The sequence below is a fragment of the Actinomadura sp. NEAU-AAG7 genome, assembly GCF_018603865.1.
Taxonomy (GTDB): domain Bacteria; phylum Actinomycetota; class Actinomycetes; order Streptosporangiales; family Streptosporangiaceae; genus Spirillospora; species Spirillospora litoris.
In genome coordinates this window covers 336,645-362,158 of record NZ_JAHFZY010000005.1, presented here as the reverse complement: position 1 = coordinate 362,158, position 25,514 = coordinate 336,645, and the positions used below count along the sequence as shown (strand labels likewise).

Sequence of the window (25,514 nt, the reverse complement as noted above, 5' to 3'; positions counted from 1 at the left end):
CTCGCCTTCCTCACTTCGTACCGGTCAGTTCGGACGCGCCGCGCGTGGGCTCGGGGCCCCCGGAGGGGAACTCGTGCGCGGAGCGCATCGCACGCTGGGTGCCGAGGGTGACGGCGAGCATCGGCAGCAGGAGCGCCACCGCCGCCGGCAGGCCGAGGCCCGGCACGAGCAGCGCGCCCGCGAGCACGAGCCGTTCGACCACCAGCACCCCGTGCGAGCGCAGCGCGACGCGCGGCGGCGGGACGCGCCCGTTGGCGAAGAGCATCCTGAACGCGTGGCAGGCGAGCGCCACCGCGACGAGGAGCACGGGGAGCGGCGCCCACCGGTCTCCCGGCAGGAGCGGCAGCCCCGCGAGCACCGCCGCGACGGCCGCGCCGTAGAGCGCGACGGCGGTCCACGCCCCCGCCCGGACGCCGTGCCGGACGGCGAAGGTGGCGTAGCCGCCCTCGCGGTCCCCGGCGACGTCACGCAGCGTCCCGACCAGGTTCGAGGCGGCGTCGTGCGCCGCGAACACCAGCACGAACGGGAGCAGCTCGACCGGCGGGGCGGAGGCGGCCGTCATCGCGCCGAACAGGAGCGCGGCGCCGGTGAGCGCGCCGCGCACCAGGTTGCCCCAGAGCCCCCGCGCCTTGAAGAAGCCGTTGTAGGCGACCGCGCCGCCGATGCCGCCCGCCAGGACGAGCACCGTCCGCCAGTTGACGCTCAGCGCGACCGCGCAGGCCCCCGCCGCGAGGACCGCCCCGCAGGCGAGCGCGGTCGCGGGCCGCATCCGCCCGGACGGGATCGGCCGCTGCGGCTTGTCGATCGCGTCGAGGTCGCGGTCGAGGTAGTCGCCCAGGTAGTGCGCCGCGACCCAGACCAGGGTCGGGACCAGCCACGCGACGACCGGCCCCGCCGTCTCCCGCCGGTCGCCGCCGGTGATCTCGCGGGTCAGCGTCGCGCCGGCCAGCCCCACCAGGCCGACGTACCAGAGGGTGTAGGGGCGCCACGTCCGCAGGTGGGCGGTGAGCGTCCTGCCGAGCCGGCGGCCGGGCATTCAGAACCGCCTCCGGGCCGCGTAGTCCGCGATCTCCGCCAGCGCGAGCACGCTCTCCCCCGCCGGGAGCGCCGCGAGGCGGTCCTTGGCCTGGCGGATCAGCCCGGCGGCGACCTCCCCGGCCGCCGCCCGCGCGCCCGTCGCCTCCAGCACCTCGCTCACGACGGCGTAGGACTTCTCCACCGGCTGGTCCTCGTGGAAGGCACGTTCCAGCCGCTCCCGGTCGGCGGCGGAGGCGCGCTGGTAGGCCAGCAGGATCGGCAGCGTGGGGCGGTGGTTGTGCAGGTCGCTCTCCTGCGGCTTGCCGATGAGCGCGAGCGGGCCGTCGAAGGCCAGCAGGTCGTCCCGGATCTGGAAGGCGACTCCGAGCCGGCTCCCGAACTCCCCCAGCGCGTCGATCCACTCCCGCGGGGCGCCGCCGAGGATCGCCCCCGCCCGGCAGGACGCCTCGAACAGCGCGCCCGTCTTCAGCCCGGCCATGGCCAGGTACCGCTCGACCCCGCAGTCCAGGTCGCCGACCAGCTCGGTCTCCATGAGCTGCCCTCGGCACACGCTCAGCCCGGCCTCGGCGGTGGTGTTCACGAGCGCGACGACGGCCTCCGCCGGGACGTCCTCGGGCGGCGCGTCCGTGAGGGCCGCGAAGGTCTCCAGCAGCAGCCCGTCCCCGGCGACGATGGCGGACGCGAGCCCGAAGGCCGCCTGGACGGAGGGACGCCCCCGGCGCATGTCGTCCTCGTCGATGATGTCGTCGTGCACCAGCGTCGAGACGTGCAGGTACTCCAGGGCGAGGGCCGGCCGGGCGAGGCCCTCGGGACGGCCGCCGACGCAGCGCGCCGACTCCAGCACCAGCAGCGGGCGGAGCATCTTGCCCGCCGGTACCAGGGCGTAGTGCGAGATGCGGTCCAGCAGGTTGCCGTCGCGGCCCTGCCAGAGCCGGAGCAGGTCGCGCTCCAGGAGGTCGCGGCCGTCCAGGAACCCGACCGGGTTCGGCCGGTCGGCCGCGCGTAAGTGTGCGCCTTCGTCGATCGCGCTCATGGCGTGGACCTTCCTTCTCGTTCGCTTCCGGCGGCGCCGGTCTCCCCGGCCGCGCCGGACGGCTCGCCGATGGTGTTGCACAGGGTGCCGACGCCCCCGATCGCCACCTCGACCCGGCCGCCGGCGGGCAGCGGGCCGGAGCCTCCCGGGGTGCCGGTGAGGATCACGTCCCCGGGCAGCAGCGTCATGTGCTCGCTGACCAGGGCGACGACGTCGTGGACCGGGGTGAGGAGGTCGCGGGTGCTGCCGCGCTGGCGCAGCTCGCCGTCCACGCGGCAGGTGATCTCGGCGTCCGCCGCGTCCAGGTCCGTCGCCAGCCAGGGCCCGAGCGGGGTGCAGCCGTCGAAGTGCTTGGCCCACACCGGGTGCCCGCCCGGCCCGGCGCCGTCACGGGCGTAGGCGGTGATGTCGTTCGCGCAGGTGAAGCCCGCCACGACCGCCTCCGCCCGCCCCGGGGAGACCCTCTTGCAGCGCGTTCCGATCACGACGGCGAGTTCCGCCTCGTGCTTGAGCACCCAGGAGCGCCCCGGATGGCTGACGGGGGCCCAGGGCCCGACCAGCGAGGAGGGCGGCTTCAGGACGACGGCCATGGAGGCGGAGTCCGCCGGACGCCCGGCCCCCGCCGCCCCCTCGGCCCGGTAGTTGAGCGCGACACAAACGATCTTGGTGGGTTCGGCGGGGGCCAGCACCCGCACCTCGCCGAGGGGCCGCGCGGGGCCGGGGCGCGGCACCCAGCGTCCGGCCTCCGGGTCGTACTCGACCGGGACGACGTGGTCGTGGTCGACGCGCCCGTATCCGCGCCGGCCGCCGTCGGCGTATCGGCAGACGAGCATGTGCGCTCCTTCCCTGCGGGTTCCCCGCGGCTTCCCCGCGGACCGGACGGGACGCGTCTCACCAGGTCACGGGCAGCTCCTCCAGGCGCAGCGTCACGTGGCCGCCGCGCCAGCGCAGGCTCTCCGGCGGCACCGCCAGGTCCAGGCGCGGGAAGCGGCGCAGGAGCGTCGCGAACGCGGCCCGCAGCTCGGCCCGCGCCAGGGCGGCGCCGAGGCAGTGGTGCGCGCCGTGGCCGAACGCCAGGTGCGGGTTCGGCTCCCGCGCGATCTCGAAGCGGGCGGCGCAGGAAAAGGCGTCCTCGTCGCGGTTGGCGGCGTTGATGGAGATCTGGACGAGGTCGCCCGCGCGCACGAGCCGCCCGCCCAGCCGCACGTCCTCGGTGGCCTTCTGGACCCGGTTCAGGTCGATGACCGGCTGGAAGCGGAGCAGCTCCTCGATCGTCGAGCCGAGCAGGCCGGGGTCGGCGCGCAGCCTCCCGAGCTGTTCGGGGTTGCGGAGGAGCCTGACCAGCCCGGCGCTGATCGCGGTCTGGGTCGTCTCCAGCCCGCCCGCGAGCAGGACGATCGCGAGCGAGATCAGCTCCTCGTGGCCGAGCCGCTCCTCCTCGTCGTGGGCCTGGACCAGCGTGCTCAGCAGGTCGGTGCCCGAGTCCGCGCCCGCGCGCCGCGCCCGGACCGCCCGGTCGATGTAGGCGCCCAGCTCGCGGCCCGCCGACTGGTCGAGCCCTTCCCCGCCCACGGCGGTGATGCGGTCGCACCAGTCGCCGAGCATCGCGTGGTCGGCGTGGGGGAAGCCGAGCAGCTCGCAGATGACGATGGACGGCAGCGGAGCGGCGAGGTGCCGCACCAGGTCGGCGGGCGGCCCCTGCTCCTCCATGGCGTCGAGCAGCCGGTCGGTCACCTCCTGGACGCGCGGGCGCATCGCCTCGACCCGCCGCACGGTGAACGCCCGCGACACCAGGCCGCGCAGCTCCAGGTGCGGGCGGCCGTCCATGTTCACCGTCCGCACCGGGCTCGCGCCGCCGCTCCCGCCGTCGCGCGGTTCCGAGAGATCGCGGGTGAAGGAGCCGCCCGCGAGCACCGTGCGGACGTCCTCGTGGCGGGTCACCAGCCAGGCGGTCCGGCCGTCGGGCAGGCGGACCCGGGGCAGGGGCCCCGGCCCGCGCGCCGCGTCGAACTCCGGGGGCAGCTCGCCCGCGTGATCGGCGGAACTCGGATAGTCGATGATGTGATCCGTAGGCATGATTCCGCAACAGTGCCGCAGATCCGTGCGCACGGACCACCCCGACAAAGAGGGGGTGGCATCCGGGGGAACGCGTGCTAGCCGGCCAGGGCGAATAAAGCGGCGGAAGCGTAACACGCGTCTTTTCGAACGGCCACCCCGGCTAATCGGGAATGGCCCGCCCGAGCGGCTCCTGGCAATGTTGCTTTCGCGACGAGCGCCAGAATCAACCCATCCTGGAGATCTTCTGATGCTACATGACCCACCGGCAGTAGTCGTCGCCCCGGCCGGCTTAGGCGACCGCGCCCTCCGGGCGGAGGCGCGCCGTACCGCATTCCTTTTCCAGGACGGGGTGATGCTGGCTTCCGCCGTCGGGGCACTGGACGCGGCCGGCTTGCTCGACGGCGCGCCCGGCGGCCGGGGCGGCCTCCCCGACACCGGATACCTGCGCGCCCTCTGGCGCTGCCTGGCCGCCGCCGGTTGGATCGATCCCACCCCCGCCTGGACCGAACGGGGCCGGAACGCGCTCGCGCACCGTGCGCGCTATGTCGCCGGCCACCGCTTCCTGGCCCGCTTCGACGACAACGCGCCCGACTCCTGGGCCCGGCCCTGGGACGCCCCGACCGGGGCGGCCTTCGCCGAGGCGCTCGACGCGCACGAGAAGTGGCGCGCCACCGCCGACCCGGGCGCGCCGGGCACCGCCCACCTCGACGCGACCCTCGCCGTCCCCGCGATCCTGACCCTGCGCGGGACGGGACGCCTCCACCGGCCCGAGGGGGACTTCGCCCGCCTCTTCCGGCTGCTCGGCTGGCTCGACCTCGACGGCGCGTGGACGCCGCGGGGCGGCGCGGCCCTCGGCTTCGCCGACCACTGCGGCCTCATCGGCTCCTACCTGCCGATGCTGAGCCGCCTGGAACCGCTGCTGCGCGGCGAGCTGCTCGTCGCCCCGGGGGAGGGCGAGTGGCACTGCCAGCGCCGGATCAACGTCGAGGCGAGCGCGGCGGCCCACCGGCGGTACTTCGCCGACGCCGACCCCGTCATCGAGGAGGTCTTCCGGCGCAGGTCGCGGCCCGTGTTCGTCGCCGACATGGGGTGCGGCGACGGGAGCTGGCTGGCCCACCTGCACGGCCTGCTCGGCGACGGCGTCCGCTACGTCGGCGTCGACGTCAGCCCGGTCGCGCTGGACCGCGCCCGCGCCGTGCTGCGGGCGGCCGGGGTGTCCGACCCGCTGCTGCTGCTCGGGGACGTCACCGACCCCGACGCGCTGGCGGGGATGCTCGCCCGGCACGGCCTCGCCATCGAGGACGGCCTGCACATCCGGTCGTTCATCGACCACGACCGCACCTATGTGGGCGGGGACCCCGGCGGCGGCGCGCCCGGCTGGTCCTCGGGCGCCTACGTCTCCCCGGCCGGCGCGCCGCTGAGCCCCGCGCAGGTCGAGTCGGACCTCGTCGCCCACCTCCGGCGCTGGGCGCCCCACGTCCGCGAGCACGGCCTGGTGGTGCTGGAGGCGCACGGCGTGGCGCCCCGGCTGGCCGCGCGCAACCCCGGGGCGCTGCACTCGGTGGCCCTGGACACCTACCACGCCCTGTCCCACCAGTACCTCGTGGAGCACTCCGCGTTCCTGCACTGCTGCCGCCTGGCGGGCCTGGAGCCCGTGGGGCACCTGGAGCGCCGCTACCCGAGCGACCGCCCCTTCGTCGCGGTGTCCCTCAACCACCTGGTGCCCGCCAGGCCGTTCCCCCGGCACGCGCCGGGCGAGCGCCGCGACACCTGGCGGCCGGCCCCGGGCACGGACCTGACCGACGGCCGGGGCCTGCACGACCTGCTGTTCACCGGCGGCGACCTGGCCCGCCCCCGAGGCTGGTGCGCGGGGGCGACCGGGATCGTCGTGCGGCACGTGCTGGAGGCCGTGGAGGCCCGCGTCGGACGGGTGGGGCCGGGCGAGGCCGTCCGGGTGCTGGACTACGGCGCGGGGACCGGCCTGGCGTCCATCGAGCTGGTCAAGGCGTGCGCCGAGCGGGACGTCGCGGGCCGGCTGGCCGAGCGCGGCGCCTCGTTCGAGCTGCATCTCGTCGACATCCCGGGAAGCTGGTTCGCCCAGGGGTACGCGCTGCTGCGCGACCTCTCCTGGACGCGGTTCCACGCGCTGCGCGGCGCCGACGGCCGGTTCCGCCCGCTGCTCGACGTCACCGGCGGCCTGCGGATGGACGCCGTGCTGGCGAACATGGTCTTCCACCTGCTCGACGGCAAGGCGATGCGGAAGGCCGCGCCCTCGATCGCCGGGGTGCTGCGGCCGGGCGGCGTGCTCGCGTTCAGCGCGCCCGACCTCGCCGCGCCGACCGGCAGCTCCCTGCTGTTCCACGACGCCAACCGCCTGATGCGCCGGTACTGGCTCGCGGCCCTCGACGGCGCGCGCACGGGCGGCCTCGCCCCCGTGCTGCGGGAGGCGGCGGCGAGCGCCCGCGAGGTGTCGCGCTCCAGCGCCCAGCGGCGCGCGGACCGCCGCATCCTGCCGACGCCCCGGCACATCGACGCGGTCGCCGCCGAGTTGGCCCCGTATTTCTCCGGGACCGCCGAACGGCGCACCTACGAGATTTTGGCCGAGGAATGCCTGATGACCGCGCTCGTCCCGGCCAACCAGCAGGAGTTCCTGGCGGAGATCCCCGACCGGGATCTGCGCGAGGGGGTGATCCGCCATCTCCTGCTCGACCGGGTGCTGCCCGAACTGATGGACGGCCCCGCCGGAACGGCGCGCGGGCTCAACCTGGAATGGAAGCTCGGCCGGTTCACGCGGACGGCCCGTAGCACACCCACCGGCGAGTGACCATCCCCGCTAATCGCGGATTGTTGCCGAAATCGGCGTCCGGCAGAGTGGCTCCCAAGGCGAACAGGCATTTGAGGGGCCTCGGTAAGGAGAATTCCATGGCCGCAGAATCCGAGGTGCGCGACTATCCGTTCATCGGCGAGGCGACCGGCGTCGAGGTGGACCCGCTCTACGCCGAACTGCGCCGCGAGGAGCCGGTGTCGCGCATCCGGCTGCCCTACGGCGGCGAGGGCTGGCTCGTCACCCGCTACGAGGACACCAAGCAGGTGTTCGCGGACCCGAGGTTCAGCCGCGCCGCGACCGTGGGCCGCGAGGACGTGCCGCGGACCACGCCGGAACCGGCGGGCGGCGGCTTCCTGCTGAGCATGGACCCGCCGGAGCACAGCAGGGTGCGCAGGCTGGTCGCCAAGGCGTTCACCCACCGCAGGGTCGAGCGGCTGCGGCCGCGCGTCCAGGAGATCGTGGACGCGCGGCTGACCGCGATCGAGCGCTCCGGCCCGCCCGCCGACCTGGTGAGCCGCCTCGCGCTGCCGCTGCCGATCACCGTGATCTGCGAGATGCTCGGCGTCCCACCTCAGGACCAGGACCGGTTCCGCGACTTCTCCGACGCGATCCTGTCCACCACCGCCTACACGCGCGACGAGATCCTCGCCGTGCGCGACGCCCTGCTGACCTACCTCGCCGACATGGTCCGGCGGCGCCGCGAACACCCCGCCGACGACCTGCTCGGCGCCTTGGTGGCGGCCCGCGACGACGAGGACCGGCTGAGCGAGGAGGAGCTGGTCAACCTCGGCGTGGGGCTGCTGATCGCGGGCCACGGGACGACGGCCAACCAGATCTCCAACTTCACCTACGTGCTGCTCACCCGTCCGGGCAGTTGGGAGCTGCTGCGCGACAAGCCCGACCTGGTGCCCGGCGCGATCGAGGAGCTGCTGCGCTACGTCGAGTTCGGCACGGGCGGCTCGTTCGCCCGGATCGCCACCGAGGACGTCGAGGTCGGCGGCGTCCTGGTGCGGGCAGGGGAGGCGGTGTTCGTCAACGCCCAGGCCGCCAACCGGGACGGAACGGTCTTCGAGGACCCCGACGAGGTGGACCTCACCCGGGGGCGCAACCCGCACCTGACGTTCGGGCACGGCCTGCACCACTGCCTCGGCGCGCAGCTGGCCCGGCTGATCCTCCAGGTCGCGATCGGCTCGCTGCTGCGGCGCTTCCCGGCGCTGCGGCTGGCGGTCCCGGCCGAGGACGTGCCGTGGAAGACCGGCCTGCTGGTGCGCGGGCCGAACGCCCTCCCGGTGAGCTGGTGAGGGGGCGGCCATGGACGACGAGCAGTGGCGGGTGCAGGTCGACCGGCGCACGTGCATCGGCTCGGGGCTGTGCACCGCGATCGCCGAGGGGCACTTCACGCTGGACGAGGGGCGCTCCCGGCCGACGGCCGAGGTCATCGCCCCCGAGGAGGCCGTCCTCGACGCCGCCGAGTTCTGCCCGGTCGAGGCGATCCTCGTCCGTGCGGCGGGCACCCGGACCGTCCTCGCCCCCCAGCCGTGACGCGCCAGGAAAGGAGTCCCGATGCCCGCTGACGAACGCGTCCTCACCCCCCGGGAGTCGATGATCGTGGCGTCCGGGGCCAGCCCGGCGTTCATCACGGTCACGGCCGAGGGCTATCTCGACGCCGGCGCGCTGGACCGCGCGATGGGGCTGCTCGCGCGGGCCCATCCGATCCTGCGGACGGAGATCGTCCGGACCGGCGGCGAGCGGTTCGTGCTCCGCGTCGCCGCCGGGCGGCCGCCGCTCGTGCTCCACGAGGACGGCACGACGTTCACCGACGTGGTCACCGCGCCCTGGCGGGTGGGCGAGCGGGCGGCGCGGCTCGTCGTCCTCCGTGAGGGGCGGCGCTGCACGATCGTCCTGGCGGTCCACCACGCGGTCGCGGACGGACGGCTGATCACCGCGCTTCTCCAGCGGCTCGTCGAGCACTACGACGCGCTGGTCTCCGGCGTCCCGGTGCCCGCCGCCGACCGGGACGAACTGGACCCGCCGCTCGAAGAGGTCCTGCGCCGTGAGGGCCCGCCGGACCCCGCTCCCCCGCCGCTGCCCGCGCCGCCGCCGGAGGTGGCCACGCTGGCGCCGCGCACCGTCCAGCCGAACGGACCGGCGAGCTTCGGCTTCACCAACCTGCGGTTCGACCCGGAGGCCACGGCCCGGTTCGTCGCCGCCGCCAAACAGCACGGGCTGTCGGTCAGCAGCCTGGCCGCGGGCGCCATGGCGACCTCGCTGCGGACCCTGCACGAGACCGGGGGGCCGCTGACGCTGGCGCTGTGCCTCCAGGTGGACCTGCGCGCCCGGATGTCGCCGCCGATCCCGCCGGAGGCGGCCATGAGCGCGGTCGGCAGCGTGATCATCAACCTGCCGGTGGCCCGGGAGGCGACCCCGGTCGAGGTGGGCCTCCGGGTGGACGGCGAGATGGAGGCCGCCGCCGACCGCGCGCTCCACCAGGCGCGGCTGCTCGCCGCCGGGACCCTCGACCTGTCCGGCACCCAGGAGATCTCGGTGAGCATCTCCAACCTCGGCCGGCTGTCCTTCCCCGCGACCGCGGGCGGCCTCCGGTTCGAGGCGATCCGCTCCGTCGCCACCATGCCCTTCATGCGCGTCCCCGCCCTGGTCTCCAACACCGTGAACGGCTCGCTGAACCTGGACCTCATCTACAACCGCGCGTTTCTGGCCGACGAGCCGGCGCGGCACCTGACCCGGGAGCTCCGGAACCGCATGGCGGCTCCCGCCGGGACGGGCGCGCGCTCCCCCGTCTGAGCCGTCCCCTTCCCTACCGCCGGGAGGCATCTATGCAAGTCACAACGGAACAGGCCGAACTTCTCATTCTCGCCGCCGGTGGACGCGAAGCCGAGCTGCTCGCCGCCATCGAGGACGTCGGGGCGAAGGCCGTCAGCTCCCTCGCCGTGGAAGAGCTGGTGTTCCGCTGCCGGCTGCCGTCGAACAAGACCCACGTCCACATCCAGCTCGACCTGCTCCACGGCGGCGAGCGGTTCACCCACACGGTCGGGGTGCGGGCCGGTGAGCCGGTCACGCTGCACGAGGGCGAGCTGGACACCGCCGTCTACCTGCTGGAGTTCGAGCTGGCGGAGCTGGTCCGCGGCCTGTACGGCCCGCTGCGGGAGCGGCGCGCGGGCACGCACCGCAGCAGGCTGCTGGTGGAGCGGCCCACGGCGAAGGCGCTGTACGACGGGCCGCTGCGCGGGGACTGGTACTCGGTCGGACGCGCGGTCGACACGGTGCTCAGCGGCTGCTCCGCCGGGCCGTCCGACCTCGGCGAGCTGTCGGTGCGGCACGGCACCGACAAGTGGGGCACCTGGCACTGGTACACCCCGCACTACGAGCGGCACCTGCGGGCCCTGCGCGGCGAGCCGGTGCGGCTCCTGGAGATCGGGATCGGCGGGTACGACGACCCGGACCTCGGCGGCTGGTCGCTGAAGATGTGGAAGTCCTACTTCCCGCGCGGCCTCATGACCGGGCTGGACGTCCACGCCAAGCACGGCCTGGACGAGCCCCGCCTGCGCACCGTGAAGGGCGACCAGAACGACCCGGACTTCCTGCGGGCCTTCGGCGAGGAGCACGGGCCGTTCGACGTCATCGTGGACGACGGGAGCCACGTCAACGAGCACATCCGCACCTCGTTCGAGGCGCTGTTCTCCTACGTCCGGCCGGGCGGCTTCTACATCATCGAGGACATCTGGACCGCCTACTGCGCGAAGTTCGGCGGCGACGAGGGCCCCGTCTCCCCGCCGACCACCTCGATCGGGATGCTCCAGGCGCTCCTCGACAAGCTGCACTACCAGGAGCGGGCCGGGGACGAGGGCGACGACATCGCCCGGAGCGTGGTGGGCGTGCACGTCTACCACAACATCGCGTTCATCGAGAAGGGCCACAACGCCGAGGGCGGCATCGCGCCCGCGGTCGGGCGGCTCTTCGAGTCCTCGCCGTCCACGCCGCGATGATGAAGATAGAGCCGATGTCCGTCCTGGACGCCTACCGCATCACCCCGACGCACCACGAGGACCGGCGCGGCAGCTTCTACGAGTCGTGGCGGTTCGAGGAGCTGGCCGCCCACCTCGGCCATCCGTTCGTGGTGCGGCAGGCCAACTTCTCGGCGTCCAGGCGCAACACGCTGCGGGGCATCCACGGGACCACCAGCCCGCCGGGGCAGGCGAAGCTGGTGACCTGCGTCCGGGGGGCCGCGCTCGACGTCGTGGTGGACCTGCGGGTGGGGTCGCCGACCTTCGGGCGGTTCGACATCACCCCGCAGGAGGCCGACTCCGGCGTCGCCGTCTGCCTGGCGGACGGCCTCGGCCACGGGTTCCTCGCCCTGACCGACGACACCTGCATGAACTACCTGTGCGACACCGAGTACATCCACGGGACGATGCTCGACATCCAGGCGCTGGACCCGGAGCTCGGCATCCCGTGGAACCTGGACGGCGAGCCGATCCGGTCGGACAAGGACACGGCGGCGCCGACGCTCGCCGAGGCGGCGGCGGCCGGACTGCTGCCCCGCTACCGGCCGGGCGGCACCCTACCCGGAGAGGGGGAGGCTCATGGCGGAGGGACGCGGCCCGGTCCGGTTCGGGGTGATCGGCTGCGCTGACATCGCGCTGCGGCGGACCCTGCCCGCGATGCGGGCGGACGCCGGCGTCGAGGTGCGCGCCATCGCGAGCCGCGACCTCGCGAAGGCCGAGCGGTCCGCCGCCGCCTTCGGCGTCGGCGCGGCGCTGGGCGGCTACGCGGAGCTGCTCGAACGCGACGACGTGGACGCCGTCTACATCCCGCTCCCGGCCGCGCTGCACGCCGAGTGGGTCGAGCGGGCGCTGCTGGCGGGCAAGCACGTCCTCGTCGAGAAGCCGTTCACCACCGAGGGACGGGACACCGCGCGGCTCATCGCCCTGGCGCGCGAGCGCGGGCGCCTGCTGCTGGAGAACATGATGTTCCTGCACCACCCGCAGCACGCCCGCGTGGACGGGCTGGTCGCGGACGGGGCGATCGGCGAGGTCCGGGCGCTCGCGGCCGCCTTCACCATCCCCCCGAAGCCGCGCGGCGACATCCGCTACCGGCCCGACGTCGGCGGCGGCGCGCTGGTGGACATCGGCGTCTACCCGGTCGCCGCCGCGCTCCGGTTCCTCGGGCCGCGCCTCCGCCTGGTCGGCGCGGTGCTCCGCGTCGACCGGGCGGGCGGGGCCGTGGTGGGCGGCAGCGCCCTGCTCTCCGACCCGCGGGGGGTGACCGCCCAGCTCACCTTCGGCATGGAGCACTCCTACCACTCCGGTTACGAGCTGCGGGGCAGCTCCGGCAGGCTCGTGCTGGAGCGCGTGTTCACGCCGCCGCCCGCCTACGGCCCGGTCGTCCGGATCGAGCGCCAGGACCACCGGGAGGAGATCGTCCTGCCACCGGCGGACCAGTTCGCGAACGTCGTCGGCCTCTTCGCCGCCGCCGTGCGGGAGGGCGGCGACCTGACGGCCTGGCACGAGGAGTCGCTGCGCCGGGCGGAGCTGCTCGACGACATCCGCGACAAGGCGGAGTACGCCCGGGTCCAGCAGGTCTGAACGCGGCACCGCCCGGGGGGAGGGGCGGTGCCGCGTGGTCAGGCGGCGCCGTCGCGCACGGCCGTCACCACGAGCGTGGTGAAGTGGTTGGTGAAGCCGCCGCCCGCCGCGTCGATGGCCGCGCCGACGCCCGCGAGCACCTGGTCCAGGACGTCCTTCGGGAGCCGGGTGTGCAGGCCGGTCGTCGGGAGCTGGTCCAGCCACTCGTCGCGGGTGTAGGTCTGCTCCCAGGTGAAGGTCCACCGCTCCGCGTCGCCGAACGCGCCCGCCTGCCGGATGCCGTCGGCGGCCTTGTCGCCCAGCACCGCGTACCCGCCGGTGTCGGACGGCGCGGCCAGGCGGGCGGCGGGCGAGTCGGGCATGACCCGGCGGTAGACCTCGGCGAACGCCTCACCGAGGTCGGAGGGCACCCGGGCGGCGTTCCAGAACACCGCCAGCCGTCCGCCGGGGCGCAGCGCCTCGGCGGCCCTGGCCGCACCGGCGACCGGATCGACCCAGTGCCACGTCTGCCCGGAGACGATCGCGTCGAAGGTCCGGCCCCGGGGGTCCCACTCCTCGAACGTCGCGGTCTCGACCTCGAACCCGGTGCCCCGCGCGAAGTCGGCCATGCGCTCGTCCGGCTCGACCCCGAGCACCGTGCACCCGGCCTCCCGGAACTGCCGGGCGGCGATGCCGGTGCCGATTCCCACATCGAGCAGGCTCCGCCCGGGAACGGCGTCTACGATCGCCGCCACCATCGCGTCGGGGTAGCGGGGCCGCGTCCGGTCGTACCGCTCGGCGTCCACACCGAACGACTCCGCCGCCCGCTTGGCCTCCGCGGGCGTGAAAACGGAGGCGGGCGTGTTCTCCGGCCGTTGAGTGGTCATGCGCCCACTCTAGGAGGGCATTCGCCCACTCGTCAATCGGCTAGCACCCGCGCCGGGGCCCGCCTACCCCCCAAAACTCCCGATTGCTCCCGGTCACGCCATCGGACAACGTCGATTCATGCGCATCCTTCTCCTGCCGTTCTCGGCGCCCTCGCACTACATGCCGATGGTGCCGCTGATCTGGGCCTTCCGCGCGGCGGGCCACACCGTCCGGGTGGCGGCGCAGCCGTCCATCGCGGCGGCCGTCGTCGGGTCCGGCCTGCCGGTCGTGCCGGTCGCCGCGTCCTACGACATGGCGGCCGAGGTCCGCCGGAACCGCCGGCTCCTGGACGAGGCGGGCAGCGACCCGATGGCGATGTTCCGCGCGATGACCGAGTCGCACACCGCGCTGGCCCGCGCGGTCGCGGCCGACGCCGTCCCGCTCGCCCGCGACTGGCGCCCCGACCTGGTCGTCGGCGATCCGCTGATGCTCGCCGCCCCGATCGTCGCCGCTCAGGCCGGGGCGCCGCTGGTGACGCAGCTGTGGGGAGCCGACATCATGCGGATGTTCGGCTACCCCGGCGCGGGCCAGCCGGTGGACGACTGGCCCGAGTCGCTGCGGGCCCTCCACGCGGAGTACGGGTGCGACCCGAAGCCGGAGAGCGCCGCCGCCACGCTCGACGCGTGCACGCCGCGTTTGCAGGTCGGCGAGATCCCCTCCCGGGTGCCGATGCGGTTCATCCCCTACAACGGCGCGAACGCCATCCCGCCGGACCTGGTGCGCCCGCCCCGGAAACGGCGGGTCCTGGTCACCTGGGGGTCGATGCTGGTCCGCCGGGAGGGCATCGGGAGCTTCCCGCTGACCGACGTGATGGACTCCCTCGCGGACTTCGACGTGGAGGTCGTCCTCACCGTGGCGGGCCGGGACCGCGAGTTCACCGAGAGCCTGCCGTCCACGGTCAGGGTCGTGGAGAGCGTCCCGCTGAACGAGATCCTGCCGACCTGCCACGCGATCGTGCACCACGGCGGCAGCGGCTCGATGATGACGGCGGCCCACCACGGCGTCCCGCAGGTGTCCCTCACCGCGACCCCCGACGTGATCGCCTACTGCGACCGGATGGCCGCCACCGGATCGGGCACCAACATCCCCGTCGCGACCGCGACCCCGGGCCTCGTCCGGTCGGCGATCACGGACGCCCTGACCAGCGACAAGATGCGCGAGGCCGCCGGAGAACTCCAGGCCGAGATGGCAGCCCAACCCACCCCGGCCGAGGTGGTCGATCGCCTACCCGAACTCCTTCAGGGCTCCTAGCCGAGGTCCAGCTCACCACGCCGGATACGCGCGACCAGCCCACCGAACTCCCCCGCCCCGAACGCAAGCCGAGGCCCCTCCGGGTCCTTCGAGTCCCTCACCCCGATCAGCCCGTCCAGCCGCGCCGCTTCCACGCACGCATCGTCGTTCATTCCGCCGCTGAAGGAACTCTTTCGCCATTCGTCCTTGTGATCCCTGATCTTGACAGGCTCGTCCAGCCGCGCCAGCTCCACGCATGCATCGTCGTTACCGCCACCAGTGTAGGAACTCTTACGCCACTTGATCACCGGTAGGTCTCCATCGTCCGCTCGATCAGTTTCCTTGAAGCGTCCCTTGAAAGGGCAAGCGCCCCGATCTGCTCGAACCGTATCCCGATGGTGGTGACCTCGTCACCCCCCTCGATCAAGCGACCGCCGATCTGTGCTCCGACGTAGGCCACCTCCCTAGATTTGATCTTGAGAATCTGGAGCGAGCCGTCATGCCCGGGGTGCCAGCCCACGGCCCGCCCGACGATACGGATCGAGTTGCGCGGGTCCTCCCCCATCTTGAGGAGGTGCGCAAGCTGCTCACGCATAACCGTGCGGTCGCCCACCCGGCACTCCAGCACCTCTTGATCCAGCAGAACCCACAGATAGGGCGGCTCCGGCCGCGCGAGCACCTCCTGCCGCTTCATACGCTCCTTGGTTTTCGCCTCCGCCTCCCGCATGCGTCCAGCAGTCCGCAGAAGGGCATGCGCATACGCCTCGGTCTGCGTCAGAAGCGGAATCGTCTTCCCGTGATAGATCTTGATGATCTCGGCGGCCCGCTCGTACTGGATGTACTGCTTGAACCAGTCGGGGTCGTGGCCGGTGCGGGCGTAGTACAGGAGGCGCTGGAAGTGGCCGCCGGTGTCCCATGCCTTGTCCAGTAGCGCCATATGTTCGTCACCGGGGCGGAAGCGTCCGGCCTCCCAGTTCGAAACGGTCGCGCGCGTGACGCGGACGATCAATGCCGTCTGGGCCAGCGAGAGGCCGCGCTGGGTGCGGTGAAACCACAGGTCGAAGGCCAGCCAGGCCCAGTGGGACGAGTTCGGGTCGATCGTTTCGCGGACGCTCATCTGTGACTCCCATGTATTGATTTATTGGCGATCCATCGCACATTAACTCTCCGGGGTCGAGTCTGTACGCCAGTTCCTCGAACAGGACGGCGGAGATGAATGATCAATCTGGGACTCTCCTATCCCGCAAATCGGGCGAAATTCGGATGACTCTACTCGGGGTGGGATCCTCAGTCTCACTTGTGCGTGAACTGGTTCGATATGCGCTCACGAACTGGGATTACCCCCGGGCGGCGATCGACGATTCGGTGCTCGTGGCGAGCGAGATCGTGACCAATGCGGTGCGGGCGGCGCGGGGCCGTCCGATCCGGGTCCGGATCGCCGTCCAGGATGGGGCGCCGCTTCTGGAGTGCTGGGATCCCGATCCCGAACTCCCCCGCCCGCGAGAGGCGGGACCGGACGCGATGGACGGGCGCGGTCTCGCGATTATCAGCGCCTATGCCAAGGACGCGGGTGTCCGCCCGTCCGCCACCGGCGTGGGAAAGGTCTTCTGGGCGCTCATGCCCCTGTAACCCGTCCCATCAACCCAACGACCCTAGGTAGCGATATGCCCCCAGCCATCATGTTCGCCTTGCAGGGCGTCCTCGTTTTCCATGTGGACGCGCGCCGCCGGAGCCTCGCCAAGGTGGTGAGCCGGCTCGATCTCCTGAAGGAGGGCGGGCGGCGGACGTTCCTCGGCCCGCGTCCGTCCGGGCGTCCGGAGACCCCCTCGCGCGCGTTCCAGCGGCTCGGCGGCGAGGAGCTGCGGCGCTGCCCCGGCGGCGCCGAACTGGTCATCGCCCTGTGCGGGCAGGGCTACCGGCTCGCGCTGGTGGCCGAGGAGCCCGCCCCGGAGGCGGCGGCCGCGCTCCGGTTCCTCGGCCTGGACGACGCGTTCGACCTGATCCTCACCGCCGACGATGTCCCGGAGGGGCGGCCCTCCCCGGTGGCCCACCGGGCCGCCGCGCGGCTGCTCGCCCACCATCCCCGGGCGTGCGTCGCCGTCGAGAACACGCCCGCCGGGGTGGCGGCGGCGAAGGCGGCGGGCATGCGCTGCGTCGCGGTGGCCTCCACGCATGGCGAGGCCGATCTCGGGCAGGCGGACATGGTCGTCGGTGATGTCTCCGATCTGTTGCCGTCGTCGTTCGTCCGCCTGATCGGTCGAGCGTGAGCCCGTAGGGCGATCGCACTTTGGGAGTTGGCCATTCCGGGTTCGCCCAGGGCACGCAGGTGGGGTGGGGTTAGCCCCACCCCCGGCCCGGGGGTTGGGCTCCCGGCGGCGGGTGGTTGGGCCCAATGTGCGGGAGTCCTCCGGGCGACAGGGTTGTTGTGGTTGGAGAACCCGGCACGGAGGACGGCATGGCTAACGGTGTGATTCGCGGGGGACGGACATGGCGGTCGGCGCGGCCTCTGATGACGGAGGTGGCGCTGCTGCTCGGTCTGTTCGCGTTCTACAAGTACGGGCGGACTCTCGTGGAGCACGGCCCGGGTGAGGCGCTCTCCAACGCGCACCGGCTGTGGGGGTTCGAGCGCTCGTGGCTGCCGAATGAGGTGTCGTTGCAGCATTGGGCGCTGGAATGGGACCACACCGCGTTCCTCTCGAACCTGTATTACGTGTCGGTGCATTTCCCCGGTACGGCGCTGCTGCTGGTGTGGGTGTACGCGCGGCACCGGGATTCCTACCGCCGGGTCCGCAACGAACTGGTCGTGCTGACGGGGGCGGGCCTGGTCGTGCATCTGCTGTTCCCGCTGGCGCCGCCGAGGCTGGCCGGTGTCGGCGCGGTGGACACGATGCTGACCGTGGGGCCGTCGGCGTATCCGGCGGCGGCCGACGGGATCGCCAACCAGTACGCGGCCATGCCGTCGCTGCACATCGGGTGGGCGCTGCTGGTCGCGATCACGGTGGTGCGGGTGTCCGCGAGCAGGTGGCGGTGGGTCGTGGCGCTGCACGCGCCGATCACGGTGTTCGTGGTCGTGGTGACCGCGAACCACTACTGGACGGACGGCCTGGTCGCGGCGCTGCTGCTGGCCGGGGCGACGCTCGTGGTCAAATGGCTGCATGATTCCGCTGCACACCAGTGGCGAGGAGCGCTCGGCGTCCGTGGCGCTGCTGCCGGTCGGGAGCCACGAGCAGCACGGGCCCTATCTGCCGCTGGCGACGGACACGGTGATCGCCTGCCTGGTCGCGGCGGAGATCGCGCGGTCCCATGCGGTGCGGACGCTGCCGCCGGTGACGATCTCGTGCTCGCAGGAGCACGCGGGCTGGCCGGGGACCGTGAGCGTCTCGGCGGCGACGCTGATCTCGATCGTGCGGGACGTGGCCGACTCGCTGCGTAGCGCCGGGGTGCCGAAGCTGGTGCTGGTGAACGGGCACGGCGGCAACTACGTGCTGGGGAACGTCGTCCAGGAGGCGGGCGGCGACATGGCGCTCTTCCCCGTCGCGGACGACTGGGAGGAGGCGCGCCGGGCGGCGGGGCTCGCGACCACCGGCGACAGCGACATGCACGCCGGGGAGCTGGAGACCTCGATCCTGCTGCACGCGCGCCCCGACCTCGTCCGCGAGGGGTACGAGAACGGCGACCACCTGGCCGACGACCGGCGGCACCTGCTCACGGCGGGGATGGCGCCCTACACCGCCTCGGGGGTGGTGGGGCGGCCGTCACTGGCCTCGGCCCGCAAGGGCCGGGACGTCCTCGCGCACCTGGTCGGGTCGTTCGGGCGGTGCCTGGCGGTCCTGGAGCAGTAGCGCGAGGGCGCCGGGCAGGCTCGCGACGAACGCGAGCACCCCGTAGACGACGGCGACGGTCAGGCCCCGCTCGGCGCCGAGCCCGGCCGCGCCGAACGCCAGCGACAGCACGGCCTCGCGCGGGCCCCACCCGCCGATGTTGATCGGCAGCGCCATGACCAGCAGCGCGAGCAGGACGAGCGGGACGAGGTCGGCCGGCGGGGCGGTCGCACCGGCGAGGCGGGCGGCGACGAGGAACAGCGTCACGTGCCCGGCGAGGGCCCCGGCGGACAGGGCGGTGACGAGCGGCCAGGCGTCCAGGACGGGGCGGACGTCGAACGACCGGCGGCGCGCGACCACCAGCACCCCCGCGAGCACGCCCAGCGCCGCGAGCCCGGGAACGACGGCGGGGCCGAGCGCCGGGAGCAGGGACGGGCGCGCGAGCAGCACCGCCGCGCCCGCCGTGAGCAGCACGGCCTGCCCGGCGGCCCGTTCGAGGACGACGGCCCGGACGCCGCCCGCCACGTCCCGCTCCCGGTGCCCGTGGCTGACCGCGCGGTGCACGTCGCCGAGGACGCCCGCCGGGAGCACGGCGTTGAGGAACTGCGAGCGGTAGTAGTCGGCGACGGCCCGGCGCAGCGGCAGGTGGAGGCCGAGGCGGCGGGCGACGGCGCGCCAGCGGGCGGCGCTGAGCACGGTGGTCGCGAGGCCGATGCCGAGCGCGAGGGCGATCGAGGGCGCGTCGACGGCGCGCAGCGCGGCCGTGAACGCGCTCGTGCTGTGCCACCACAGCAGCGCGGCGAGGATGCCGAGCCCGGCGAGCGGCCGGAGCCCCCGTGCCATGTACCGCCGGCTCATGCGGCGCCCCCTGGAACGGCCAGGATGTCGGCGTGCTCGATCTCGGCGTCGAAGCCGTCGGCGAGGCGGCGGGCGAGGTATCCGGCGGCGGCCGGGGCGAGGTCCGGGCGCTGCTCGACGGCGGCGCCGACCCAGCCGCGCAGCCACTCGGCGGCCAGCAGGGCGTGCGCGGGGCCGAGGATCCAGGGGCTCGGACGGGTCCGGACGACGGCGTGGCGCCGGCCGAACACCTCGATCGCGGCGGCGACCGCGCCGGGGCCGAGCAGCCCGCCGCGCCGCTGGTGGTCGTCGAACGCGGCGCCGAGGTCGGCGTCGAGCGGGTCGGGCGGCGTCAGCCGGACGCGGCCGACGACCGACAGCGTCAGCAGCGCGGGGATCCCGGCGGCGGTGACGGCGGCGGCGAGGCCGTCCAGTTCGGCGAAGGTGAGGATGTCCAGCAGCGCGGACGCCGTGACCAGCGACGCGCCCTCCAGATCGACCGTGCCCAGGTCGCCGACGTGCGTCTGGAAGGGGGCGGGCGCGTGCGCGTGGGCGAGCAGGCCCGGGTCGGAGTCGCACAGGATCCAGTGCTGCGGGACGGGCAGGCGCGGCGCCAGCCAGCGGGCCATGGAGCCGGTGCCGGAGCCCACGTCCCAGATCACGAGGGGGCCGGGTCGGAGCGCGGCGCGGAGCGGGGGCAGCAGGTCGGTGGCGCGGGCGGCGGCGTCGGCCGGTTCGCGCAGCGTGAGCCAGGAGGCCGTGAACCCGGTCACCGCGCGTCCTCCTGGAGCGAGTCCAGGACGGCGGCCATGGCCCGGGACGTCTCGTCCCAGCCGGGGAGGGCGCCGCGCCGGAGGCGGGCGGAGGCGCGCAGGCGCGACCGCAGCGCGGGTTCGACCAGCCAGCGCCGGAGGGCGGCGGCGAGCGCCCCGGGGTCGTCGGGCGGGACGAGGAGGCCGGGCACCCCGCCCTCGGGGTCGCGCCCCAGGGTGTCGGGGACGGCGCCCGCCGCCGTGGCGAGGACGGGCACGCCGCGCGCGAGCGCCTCCGCCACGACCATGCCGTAGGTCTCGGCGCGGGAGGGCAGCACGGCGAGGTCCGCGCCCGCGTAGGCGGCGTCGAGCGCCGCGCCGGTCCGCGGGCCCTCCAGGTGGACGCGGTCGGCGAGGCCGTGCCGCCCGATGTCGCGGCGCAGGCGGGCGACGTGGCCGGGGTCGTGGTCGAGGGGCCCGACCAGCGCGCAGGTCCAGGGCAGGTGCGCGACGGCGGCGAGGGCCTCGACCAGCAGGTCGTGGCCCTTGCGCGGGGTCAGCGAGGCCACGCACAGCAGGCGTGACGCGCCGTCGCCGCCGGGCGCGAGCGGCGCCGGGTCGGTCCCCGGCGGGACGGCGTGGACGCGCCCCGGCTCCAGGCCGTGGTGGTCGACCAGCCGCCGCCGCGCCCACGGGCTCGTGGCCACGACGGCGCGCGCGGCGCGCAGGACGGCGCGCTCGCGCGTGTCCAGGTCGGCGGCGACGTGCGGGGGCAGGCCCGTCTCGTCCGCCAGGGGCAGGTGCACGAGGACCGCCAGCCGCAGCCGGTCCGCGTGCGGGACGACGACCTCCGGGACGCCGCAGGCGACCAGGCCGTCCAGCAGGACGACCGCGCCGTCGGGCAGGGCGGCGAGGTCGCGGGCGAGGCCCTGGCGGGACGCGGCGTCCGGCCGGGGCCACGTCCCCGGCACGCGCAGCTCCCCGGCGGACTCCCCGAGCCCCGCGCGCAGGCGGCGGTCGTAGACGTTGCCGCCGCTCGGCGCGTCCACGTCCCCGGGGACGACGATCACAGCGCGCATTCGTAGCTCGCCCAGGCGACATGGGACTCGCGGAACGTCACGGTGATCCCCGCCAGGCCGCGCGCCCCCTCGCCGAGGGCGCCGTCGCGGACGCGGTCCGCGAGCCGGTCCGCGACGACCTTGGCGAGGTACTCCGTCGAGGTGTTGACCCCGGCGAACTCGGGCAGCTCGTCGAGGTTGCGGTAGTTCAGCGCGGCGAGCACGCCGTTCAGCTCGCGGGTGGCGAGGCCGATGTCCACGACGAGGTTGTCGGCGTCCAGCTCCGCGCGGCGGAACGCCGCGTCCACCACGTAGGTGGCGCCGTGCAGGCGCCGCGCGGGCCCGAACACCTCGCCCCGGAAACTGTGCGCGATCATGACGTGGTCGCGGACGGTGACGGCGAACACGGGGCCTCCTCGTGGTGGTGCACTAGTAGATGATGCGGTGGCAGAGGGCGGGCAGGCCGCCGCCCGCCAGCCGGGGCATGGTCTCCGGCAGGTCGTCGAACGGGCTCTCCCCGGTGATCAGCGCGTCGAACGCGGGGTCGGCGAGCAGGCGGAGCGCGAGCGCGATCCGGTCGGCGAAGGTCCGGCTCCCCCGGCGCGGGCCGATCGTGCCGACCTGGCTGCCCCGGACGGCGAGGCGGCGGGAGTGGAAGTGCTCGCCGAGCGGGACGGCGACGCGCCGGTCCCCGTACCAGCTCAGCTCGATCACCTCGCCGCCGGGCGCGAGCAGGTCGAGCGAGCGGGCGAGGCCCGCCTCCGTGGCGCTGGCGTGGAACACCAGGTCGCAGCCCGCCTCGGCATCCTCGGGCGCCGCGAAGCCCACGCCGAGGGCCGCGGCGACGGCGGCGCGGGACGGGTCGGTGTCCACGAGCCGCACCGACGCCCCGGGCAGCCCGGCGAGCACCCCCGCGACCGCGCAGCCGACCATCCCGCCGCCGACGACCGCGATCCGGTCGCCGACCAGGGGCGCCGCGTCCCACAGGGCGTTCACGGCGGTCTCGACCGTCCCGGCGAGCACGGCGCGTGCGGGCGGCACGTCGTCCGGGACGGGGGTGACCGCCGACGCGGGCACGACGTAGCGGGTCTGGTGCGGATAGAGGCAGAACACCGGGCGGCCGAGCAGCGCGGGCGGCCCGTGCTCGACCTCGCCCACGTTCAGGTAGCCGTACTTGACCGGGCCCGGGAACGCGCCCTCCTGGAACGGCGCCCGCATGACCTCGTGCTGGTTCGCGGGCACGCGGCCGTGGAACACCAGCGCCTCGGTGCCCCGGCTGACGCCGGAGAACAGCGTCCTGACCAGGACGTCGTCCGGCCCGGGGTCGTCCAGGGTCTCGGCGCGGATCCCGCCGTCACCGGGCGATCGGATCCAGTACGCGCGTGCGTCGCGGTTCATGCGTCCTCCTTCCGGAGCGCCGCCCGGGCCGCCGGACGAACAGCCACCGGACATCGCGGCCGAACGACCATGTGAGCAGGCCCAGCGCCACCGCCACCAGCACCTCGGCGTGCGGGACGATCCCGGCGGCGGCCACCACGAGCGCCACGCCCTGGAGCGCCGCGACGGCCTTGCGCGCGGGGCTCGGCGGGAGCGCCGCCCGCAGCCAGGGCAGCGCGAGCGCCGCGGCGCCGAACGCGTACCGCATCGCGCCGATCGCCAGTGCCCACGCCCCCGCCGACTCCGCGACCCGCACCGACAGGACGAGGATCAGGAACGCGTCGACCTCCATGTCGAACCGGGCGCCGAGCGCGGAGGCGGTGCCGGTGCGGCGGGCGACGCGGCCGTCCACCCCGTCCAGGACGAGCGCCAGGGCCGACAGCGCGACGAGCGCCGCGACCCCGCCGCCCTCCCCCGCCAGGTGCGCGGCGACCAGCGCCGCCACTCCCCCGGCCAGGACGGTGCGGACGAGCGTCACGCGGTCGGCGGGGCCGAGTGCGCGCCGCGCGCGGAACGCCGCCGCCAGCACGGCCCACGACCCGGCCGCGCAGCCGATCCCGGCCGCCCAGCCGACCGGGCCGGGCCGCAGGGTCGCCAGCAGCCCGACCTGCGCCGCGGCGGCCGCCGCGAGGTCGCGCCCGCGCGTCATCCGCGTCATCCGCGTCATCCGCGTCATCCGCGCGCCTCGTCGAGCCGTTCCTCGTCGAGTTGGGGGAGGTCGTGGCCGAGCCGGTCGCGCTTGGCGGTCAGGTAGCGCACGTTGTCGTCGCTGACCGGGACGAGCAGCGGCAACCGCGCCGCCACCGCGATCCCGTAGGACTCCAGCGCCGCGACCTTGGCCGGGTTGTTGGACAGCAGCCGCACCGACCCGACCCGGAGGTGGCGCAGCACCCGCGCGGCGGCGCCGTAGTCGCGCACGTCCACGGGCAGGCCGATCGCGGTGGCGGAGTCGACGGTGTCGAGCCCGTGGTCGTCCTGGAGGACGTGCGTGCGGACCTTCGCGACCAGCCCGATCCCGCGTCCCTCGTGCCCGCGCAGGTAGACCAGGACGCCCGCGCCCTCGCGCACGAGCGCGTCGAGGGCGGCGCCGAGCTGGTCGCCGCACTCGCAGCGGGTCGCGCCGAAGATGTCGCCGGTCATGCACTCGGAGTGCATCCGGACGAGCACGCCCTCCCGGCCGCCGACGTCGCCCCGGACGAGCGCCAGGTGCTCGTGCCCGTCGACCGGGTCGCGGAACGCGACGGCGCGGAACAGGCCGCGCCGCGTCGTCAGGTCGGCCTCCGCCACATCGCCCGGCCCGATCCCATGGTCTCCTCCGTCGGCGCCGCGATCGTGCATCGTTCCCCTCCCGGCTCGGCCTGCTCACACCCGGTACGCGGACGCCCCGCCGCCCGGCCGTACACGAGATCAGCCTATCCATGAACCATTCAGGCCATGAATCAATTGCTGTCGCTCCGTCACCTCTGACACGGGGCGGGGCACCGGGAAGGTTCATCCCCCGCGAACGCGTTTGCTAGCGTCCCGTCGAGTCCCCGCCGCTCCCGGACCCCACCGGAGGGCGGCGCGACCCGTCCCGTGGAGGAGGACACATGCGGCGCATCCCCTGGCCAGGCGGCACCCTCGCGGGTGTCGTGGCCTGCGCCGCCCTCGCGCTGTCCGCGTGCGGCGCCCACGACCGCGTGCGGGCGGGCGCCATCGCCGCCGGACTGGAGGGGCGCGGCCCGATCACGTTCGTGACCGCCATCGACCACTCCGGGTACCTGCGCAAGCAGCTCGACACCTGGAACGAGGACCACCCCGACGAGCGGGTCCACGTCGTCGAGCTGAACGGCGGGCCCGCCGAGCAGCGGCGGCGGCTGGTCGAGGACGCCAAGGCCAAGTCGGGCGTGTACGCCGTCCTCGACCTGGACGTGGTGTGGACGGCGGAGTTCGCGGCGAACGGCTGGCTGGCCCGGCTGCCCGAGGACAGGCTGGACCTGTCCGGGACGCTGCCCGCCGCCGTCGCCACGGGCCGGTACCAGGGCGGGCTGTACGCGGTGCCGTCCTCGTCCGACGCCGGGATGCTCTCCTACCGCAAGGACCTGCTGGACAAGGCCGGGATCGCCGCGCCGCCCCGCACCTACGCCGAGATGTGGGACGACTGCGACAGGGTGCGGAGACTCCCCGAGGGCCGGAACGTCGACTGCTACCTCACCGGCGTCGACCGCAGCGAGGACCTCACGGTCAGCCTCACCGAGGCGGTCGGCGGCGCGGGCGGCGCGCTCCTCGCCCCGGACGGCGAGCCCGCGCTGGACACCCCGGCCGCGCGGCGGGGCCTGGAGTTCCTCTCACGGGCTCGCGCGGACGGGCGGATGCCGAAGGACGCCGCCGCGCTCGACGCCGCCGACGCGCGCCGCCGCTTCGAGTCCGGGAGGCTGCTGTTCCTGCGGCAGTGGACCGCCGACCAGGACGTGCCCGCGAGCGAGGACGACGGCGCCACCCGGGTGGCGGGCGGCCACGCCGTCGCGCCGCTGCCCGGCCCGGACGGCCCCGGCGCCGCCGCCCTCGGCGGCCGCGACCTGGCGGTCTCCGCGTTCGCCGAGCACAAGCTGACCGCGCTCGACTTCGTCCGGTTCCTGACCGGGCAGGCGGCCCAGCGCGCCGGGCTGATGGCGACCTCGCGGCCCCCGGCGCTCACCGGGCTCTACGACGACCCGGAGCTCGTGCGGCGCTTCCCCTACCTCCCGGCGCTCCGGACGGCGATCACGACCGCGCGGCCCCGGCCGGCCGGGCCGGGGTATCCGACGGTGTCGGCCGCGATCCAGGACGCCGCGTACGGCGCCGTCACCGGGCGGGTCCCGGTCGGGCGGGCGCTGTCGGACCTACAAAACGATCTTCGCCATTGACCCGGCGGTGGGCCCGCACCGCACAATGA

26 protein-coding genes and 1 pseudogene are annotated in these 25,514 nt (G+C 74.5%); 13 read left to right on the top strand and 14 right to left on the bottom strand.

The features are described from left to right. Window positions 1-10: 10 nt before the first annotated feature. The 4 genes from KLI87_RS24395 to KLI87_RS24380 are packed head-to-tail and all read right to left on the bottom strand — an operon-like array spanning window position 11 to window position 4,147. Window positions 11-1,036 carry a UbiA family prenyltransferase gene (locus tag KLI87_RS24395; RefSeq protein ID WP_156215167.1) on the bottom strand — a complete coding sequence of 342 codons (1,026 nt, stop codon included), beginning with the start codon at window positions 1,034-1,036 and terminating at the stop codon, window positions 11-13. Further along, window positions 1,037-2,071 carry a polyprenyl synthetase family protein gene (locus tag KLI87_RS24390; RefSeq protein ID WP_214618834.1) on the bottom strand — a complete coding sequence of 345 codons (1,035 nt, stop codon included), beginning with the start codon at window positions 2,069-2,071 and terminating at the stop codon, window positions 1,037-1,039. After that, window positions 2,068-2,904 carry a fumarylacetoacetate hydrolase family protein gene (locus KLI87_RS24385; RefSeq protein ID WP_214618833.1) on the bottom strand — a complete coding sequence of 279 codons (837 nt, stop codon included), beginning with the start codon at window positions 2,902-2,904 and terminating at the stop codon, window positions 2,068-2,070. The genes KLI87_RS24390 and KLI87_RS24385 overlap by 4 nt, the downstream gene beginning before the upstream one ends. A gap of 58 nt (window positions 2,905-2,962) precedes the next feature. Then, the gene (locus KLI87_RS24380; RefSeq protein ID WP_214618832.1) at window positions 2,963-4,147 is read right to left on the bottom strand and encodes a cytochrome P450; all 1,185 of its coding nucleotides are present in this window, start codon (window positions 4,145-4,147) and stop codon (window positions 2,963-2,965) included. Between the two features lie 334 nt (window positions 4,148-4,481). On the opposite strand from KLI87_RS24380, the gene KLI87_RS41100 reads away from it, so the two are divergent. The 7 genes from KLI87_RS41100 (at window position 4,482) to KLI87_RS24345 (ending at window position 12,559) form a co-directional block, all read left to right on the top strand. After that, window positions 4,482-6,953, top strand: a complete 2,472-nt coding sequence (locus tag KLI87_RS41100) for a class I SAM-dependent methyltransferase (RefSeq protein WP_214618831.1) — start codon at window positions 4,482-4,484, stop codon at window positions 6,951-6,953. Between the two features lie 98 nt (window positions 6,954-7,051). Continuing rightward, a complete protein-coding gene (locus KLI87_RS24370) occupies window positions 7,052-8,257 on the top strand; it encodes a cytochrome P450 (protein WP_156215157.1) in 1,206 nt (401 codons plus the stop codon). A gap of 10 nt (window positions 8,258-8,267) precedes the next feature. Then, a complete protein-coding gene (locus KLI87_RS24365; protein ID WP_214618830.1) occupies window positions 8,268-8,498 on the top strand; it encodes a ferredoxin in 231 nt (76 codons plus the stop codon). A 21-nt stretch (window positions 8,499-8,519) separates the two neighbouring features. Then, the gene (locus KLI87_RS24360; RefSeq protein WP_214618829.1) at window positions 8,520-9,758 is read left to right on the top strand and encodes a hypothetical protein; all 1,239 of its coding nucleotides are present in this window, start codon (window positions 8,520-8,522) and stop codon (window positions 9,756-9,758) included. A gap of 32 nt (window positions 9,759-9,790) precedes the next feature. Further along, the gene (locus tag KLI87_RS24355) at window positions 9,791-10,960 is read left to right on the top strand and encodes a class I SAM-dependent methyltransferase (protein ID WP_214618828.1); all 1,170 of its coding nucleotides are present in this window, start codon (window positions 9,791-9,793) and stop codon (window positions 10,958-10,960) included. A 14-nt stretch (window positions 10,961-10,974) separates the two neighbouring features. After that, complete coding sequence (locus KLI87_RS24350; RefSeq protein WP_250904186.1) at window positions 10,975-11,607, top strand: dTDP-4-dehydrorhamnose 3,5-epimerase family protein; 633 nt, start codon at window positions 10,975-10,977, stop codon at window positions 11,605-11,607. Further along, complete coding sequence (locus KLI87_RS24345; protein WP_214618827.1) at window positions 11,558-12,559, top strand: Gfo/Idh/MocA family protein; 1,002 nt, start codon at window positions 11,558-11,560, stop codon at window positions 12,557-12,559. Before KLI87_RS24350 ends, KLI87_RS24345 begins: the two co-directional genes overlap by 50 nt. Before the next feature lie 38 nt (window positions 12,560-12,597). On the opposite strand, the gene KLI87_RS24340 is transcribed toward KLI87_RS24345, so the two are convergent. Then, entirely contained in the window at window positions 12,598-13,425 is an 828-nt protein-coding gene (locus tag KLI87_RS24340) for a bifunctional 2-polyprenyl-6-hydroxyphenol methylase/3-demethylubiquinol 3-O-methyltransferase UbiG (protein WP_156215145.1), read from the bottom strand. A gap of 118 nt (window positions 13,426-13,543) precedes the next feature. Between KLI87_RS24340 and KLI87_RS24335 the strand changes: the two genes are divergently transcribed. Continuing rightward, on the top strand, window positions 13,544-14,716 hold the full coding sequence (locus KLI87_RS24335; protein WP_214618826.1) for a nucleotide disphospho-sugar-binding domain-containing protein: 1,173 nt from the start codon (window positions 13,544-13,546) through the stop codon (window positions 14,714-14,716). Here the strand turns inward: KLI87_RS24335 and KLI87_RS40295 are convergent. Both KLI87_RS40295 and KLI87_RS24325 read right to left on the bottom strand, forming a co-directional pair. Continuing rightward, window positions 14,713-15,003, bottom strand: a complete 291-nt coding sequence (locus KLI87_RS40295; protein WP_308166146.1) for a DUF397 domain-containing protein — start codon at window positions 15,001-15,003, stop codon at window positions 14,713-14,715. The two genes, KLI87_RS24335 and KLI87_RS40295, sit on opposite strands and share 4 nt — an antisense overlap. Further along, window positions 15,000-15,812: a helix-turn-helix transcriptional regulator gene (locus KLI87_RS24325; protein ID WP_214618825.1), complete on the bottom strand. Its 813-nt coding sequence runs from the start codon at window positions 15,810-15,812 to the stop codon at window positions 15,000-15,002. Before KLI87_RS24325 ends, KLI87_RS40295 begins: the two co-directional genes overlap by 4 nt. A 182-nt stretch (window positions 15,813-15,994) precedes the next feature. Between KLI87_RS24325 and KLI87_RS24320 the strand changes: the two genes are divergently transcribed. The 4 genes and pseudogenes from KLI87_RS24320 (at window position 15,995) to KLI87_RS24310 (ending at window position 18,537) form a co-directional block, all read left to right on the top strand. After that, the gene (locus KLI87_RS24320; RefSeq protein ID WP_214618824.1) at window positions 15,995-16,324 is read left to right on the top strand and encodes an ATP-binding protein; all 330 of its coding nucleotides are present in this window, start codon (window positions 15,995-15,997) and stop codon (window positions 16,322-16,324) included. A 35-nt stretch (window positions 16,325-16,359) separates the two neighbouring features. Continuing rightward, window positions 16,360-16,962, top strand: a complete 603-nt coding sequence (locus KLI87_RS24315) for an HAD-IA family hydrolase (protein WP_214618823.1) — start codon at window positions 16,360-16,362, stop codon at window positions 16,960-16,962. A gap of 125 nt (window positions 16,963-17,087) precedes the next feature. Then, window positions 17,088-17,819: pseudogene (locus KLI87_RS40290) on the top strand (phosphatase PAP2 family protein); the annotation flags it as partial. 31 nt (window positions 17,820-17,850) lie between these two features. Continuing rightward, window positions 17,851-18,537 (top strand): creatininase family protein, encoded by a 687-nt coding sequence (locus KLI87_RS24310; RefSeq protein ID WP_214618822.1) that lies wholly within the window; start codon window positions 17,851-17,853, stop codon window positions 18,535-18,537. Here the strand turns inward: KLI87_RS24310 and KLI87_RS24305 are convergent. From KLI87_RS24305 to KLI87_RS24275, 7 genes are read right to left on the bottom strand one after another with little or no spacing between them, the layout of a single operon-like run. Next, the gene (locus tag KLI87_RS24305; protein ID WP_250904185.1) at window positions 18,451-19,374 is read right to left on the bottom strand and encodes a lysylphosphatidylglycerol synthase transmembrane domain-containing protein; all 924 of its coding nucleotides are present in this window, start codon (window positions 19,372-19,374) and stop codon (window positions 18,451-18,453) included. The genes KLI87_RS24310 and KLI87_RS24305 overlap by 87 nt on opposite strands. Next, window positions 19,371-20,126, bottom strand: a complete 756-nt coding sequence (locus tag KLI87_RS24300) for a class I SAM-dependent methyltransferase (RefSeq protein ID WP_214618821.1) — start codon at window positions 20,124-20,126, stop codon at window positions 19,371-19,373. The genes KLI87_RS24305 and KLI87_RS24300 overlap by 4 nt, the downstream gene beginning before the upstream one ends. Then, a complete protein-coding gene (locus tag KLI87_RS24295) occupies window positions 20,123-21,184 on the bottom strand; it encodes a glycosyltransferase family 4 protein (RefSeq protein WP_214618820.1) in 1,062 nt (353 codons plus the stop codon). The genes KLI87_RS24300 and KLI87_RS24295 overlap by 4 nt, the downstream gene beginning before the upstream one ends. Then, the gene (locus tag KLI87_RS24290; RefSeq protein WP_214618819.1) at window positions 21,172-21,570 is read right to left on the bottom strand and encodes a 6-carboxytetrahydropterin synthase; all 399 of its coding nucleotides are present in this window, start codon (window positions 21,568-21,570) and stop codon (window positions 21,172-21,174) included. The genes KLI87_RS24295 and KLI87_RS24290 overlap by 13 nt, the downstream gene beginning before the upstream one ends. Window positions 21,571-21,592: 22 nt before the next feature. After that, on the bottom strand, window positions 21,593-22,561 hold the full coding sequence (locus tag KLI87_RS24285; protein ID WP_214618818.1) for a zinc-binding alcohol dehydrogenase: 969 nt from the start codon (window positions 22,559-22,561) through the stop codon (window positions 21,593-21,595). Continuing rightward, window positions 22,518-23,276, bottom strand: a complete 759-nt coding sequence (locus KLI87_RS24280; protein ID WP_250904184.1) for a CDP-alcohol phosphatidyltransferase family protein — start codon at window positions 23,274-23,276, stop codon at window positions 22,518-22,520. The genes KLI87_RS24285 and KLI87_RS24280 overlap by 44 nt, the downstream gene beginning before the upstream one ends. Then, the gene (locus KLI87_RS24275) at window positions 23,273-23,938 is read right to left on the bottom strand and encodes a GTP cyclohydrolase II (protein ID WP_214618817.1); all 666 of its coding nucleotides are present in this window, start codon (window positions 23,936-23,938) and stop codon (window positions 23,273-23,275) included. Before KLI87_RS24275 ends, KLI87_RS24280 begins: the two co-directional genes overlap by 4 nt. A 251-nt stretch (window positions 23,939-24,189) precedes the next feature. Between KLI87_RS24275 and KLI87_RS24270 the strand changes: the two genes are divergently transcribed. Further along, the gene (locus KLI87_RS24270) at window positions 24,190-25,485 is read left to right on the top strand and encodes an extracellular solute-binding protein (RefSeq protein ID WP_214618816.1); all 1,296 of its coding nucleotides are present in this window, start codon (window positions 24,190-24,192) and stop codon (window positions 25,483-25,485) included. The last annotated feature ends 29 nt before the right edge of the window (window positions 25,486-25,514 follow it).

Excerpts from the sequence above, each read along its gene's own strand:
- KLI87_RS24365 (WP_214618830.1), top strand. The coding sequence starts at position 8,268 with ATGGACGACGAGCAGTGGCGGGTGCAGGTCGACCGGCGCACGTGCATC.
- KLI87_RS24385 (WP_214618833.1), bottom strand. The coding sequence starts at position 2,904 with ATGCTCGTCTGCCGATACGCCGACGGCGGCCGGCGCGGATACGGGCGC.
- KLI87_RS24395 (WP_156215167.1), bottom strand. The coding sequence starts at position 1,036 with ATGCCCGGCCGCCGGCTCGGCAGGACGCTCACCGCCCACCTGCGGACG.
- KLI87_RS24315 (WP_214618823.1), top strand. The coding sequence starts at position 16,360 with ATGCCCCCAGCCATCATGTTCGCCTTGCAGGGCGTCCTCGTTTTCCAT.
- KLI87_RS24270 (WP_214618816.1), top strand. The coding sequence starts at position 24,190 with ATGCGGCGCATCCCCTGGCCAGGCGGCACCCTCGCGGGTGTCGTGGCC.
- KLI87_RS24310 (WP_214618822.1), top strand. The coding sequence starts at position 17,851 with ATGATTCCGCTGCACACCAGTGGCGAGGAGCGCTCGGCGTCCGTGGCG.
- KLI87_RS24390 (WP_214618834.1), bottom strand. The coding sequence starts at position 2,071 with ATGAGCGCGATCGACGAAGGCGCACACTTACGCGCGGCCGACCGGCCG.
- KLI87_RS41100 (WP_214618831.1), top strand. The coding sequence starts at position 4,482 with ATGCTGGCTTCCGCCGTCGGGGCACTGGACGCGGCCGGCTTGCTCGAC.
- KLI87_RS24305 (WP_250904185.1), bottom strand. The coding sequence starts at position 19,374 with ATGAGCCGGCGGTACATGGCACGGGGGCTCCGGCCGCTCGCCGGGCTC.
- KLI87_RS24350 (WP_250904186.1), top strand. The coding sequence starts at position 10,975 with ATGTCCGTCCTGGACGCCTACCGCATCACCCCGACGCACCACGAGGAC.
- KLI87_RS24340 (WP_156215145.1), bottom strand. The coding sequence starts at position 13,425 with ATGACCACTCAACGGCCGGAGAACACGCCCGCCTCCGTTTTCACGCCC.
- KLI87_RS24325 (WP_214618825.1), bottom strand. The coding sequence starts at position 15,812 with ATGAGCGTCCGCGAAACGATCGACCCGAACTCGTCCCACTGGGCCTGG.
- KLI87_RS24285 (WP_214618818.1), bottom strand. The coding sequence starts at position 22,561 with ATGAACCGCGACGCACGCGCGTACTGGATCCGATCGCCCGGTGACGGC.
- KLI87_RS24355 (WP_214618828.1), top strand. The coding sequence starts at position 9,791 with ATGCAAGTCACAACGGAACAGGCCGAACTTCTCATTCTCGCCGCCGGT.
- KLI87_RS24275 (WP_214618817.1), bottom strand. The coding sequence starts at position 23,938 with ATGCACGATCGCGGCGCCGACGGAGGAGACCATGGGATCGGGCCGGGC.
- KLI87_RS24345 (WP_214618827.1), top strand. The coding sequence starts at position 11,558 with ATGGCGGAGGGACGCGGCCCGGTCCGGTTCGGGGTGATCGGCTGCGCT.
- KLI87_RS24360 (WP_214618829.1), top strand. The coding sequence starts at position 8,520 with ATGCCCGCTGACGAACGCGTCCTCACCCCCCGGGAGTCGATGATCGTG.
- KLI87_RS24380 (WP_214618832.1), bottom strand. The coding sequence starts at position 4,147 with ATGCCTACGGATCACATCATCGACTATCCGAGTTCCGCCGATCACGCG.
- KLI87_RS24335 (WP_214618826.1), top strand. The coding sequence starts at position 13,544 with ATGCGCATCCTTCTCCTGCCGTTCTCGGCGCCCTCGCACTACATGCCG.
- KLI87_RS24370 (WP_156215157.1), top strand. The coding sequence starts at position 7,052 with ATGGCCGCAGAATCCGAGGTGCGCGACTATCCGTTCATCGGCGAGGCG.
- KLI87_RS24280 (WP_250904184.1), bottom strand. The coding sequence starts at position 23,276 with ATGACGCGGATGACGCGGATGACGCGGATGACGCGCGGGCGCGACCTC.
- KLI87_RS24295 (WP_214618820.1), bottom strand. The coding sequence starts at position 21,184 with ATGCGCGCTGTGATCGTCGTCCCCGGGGACGTGGACGCGCCGAGCGGC.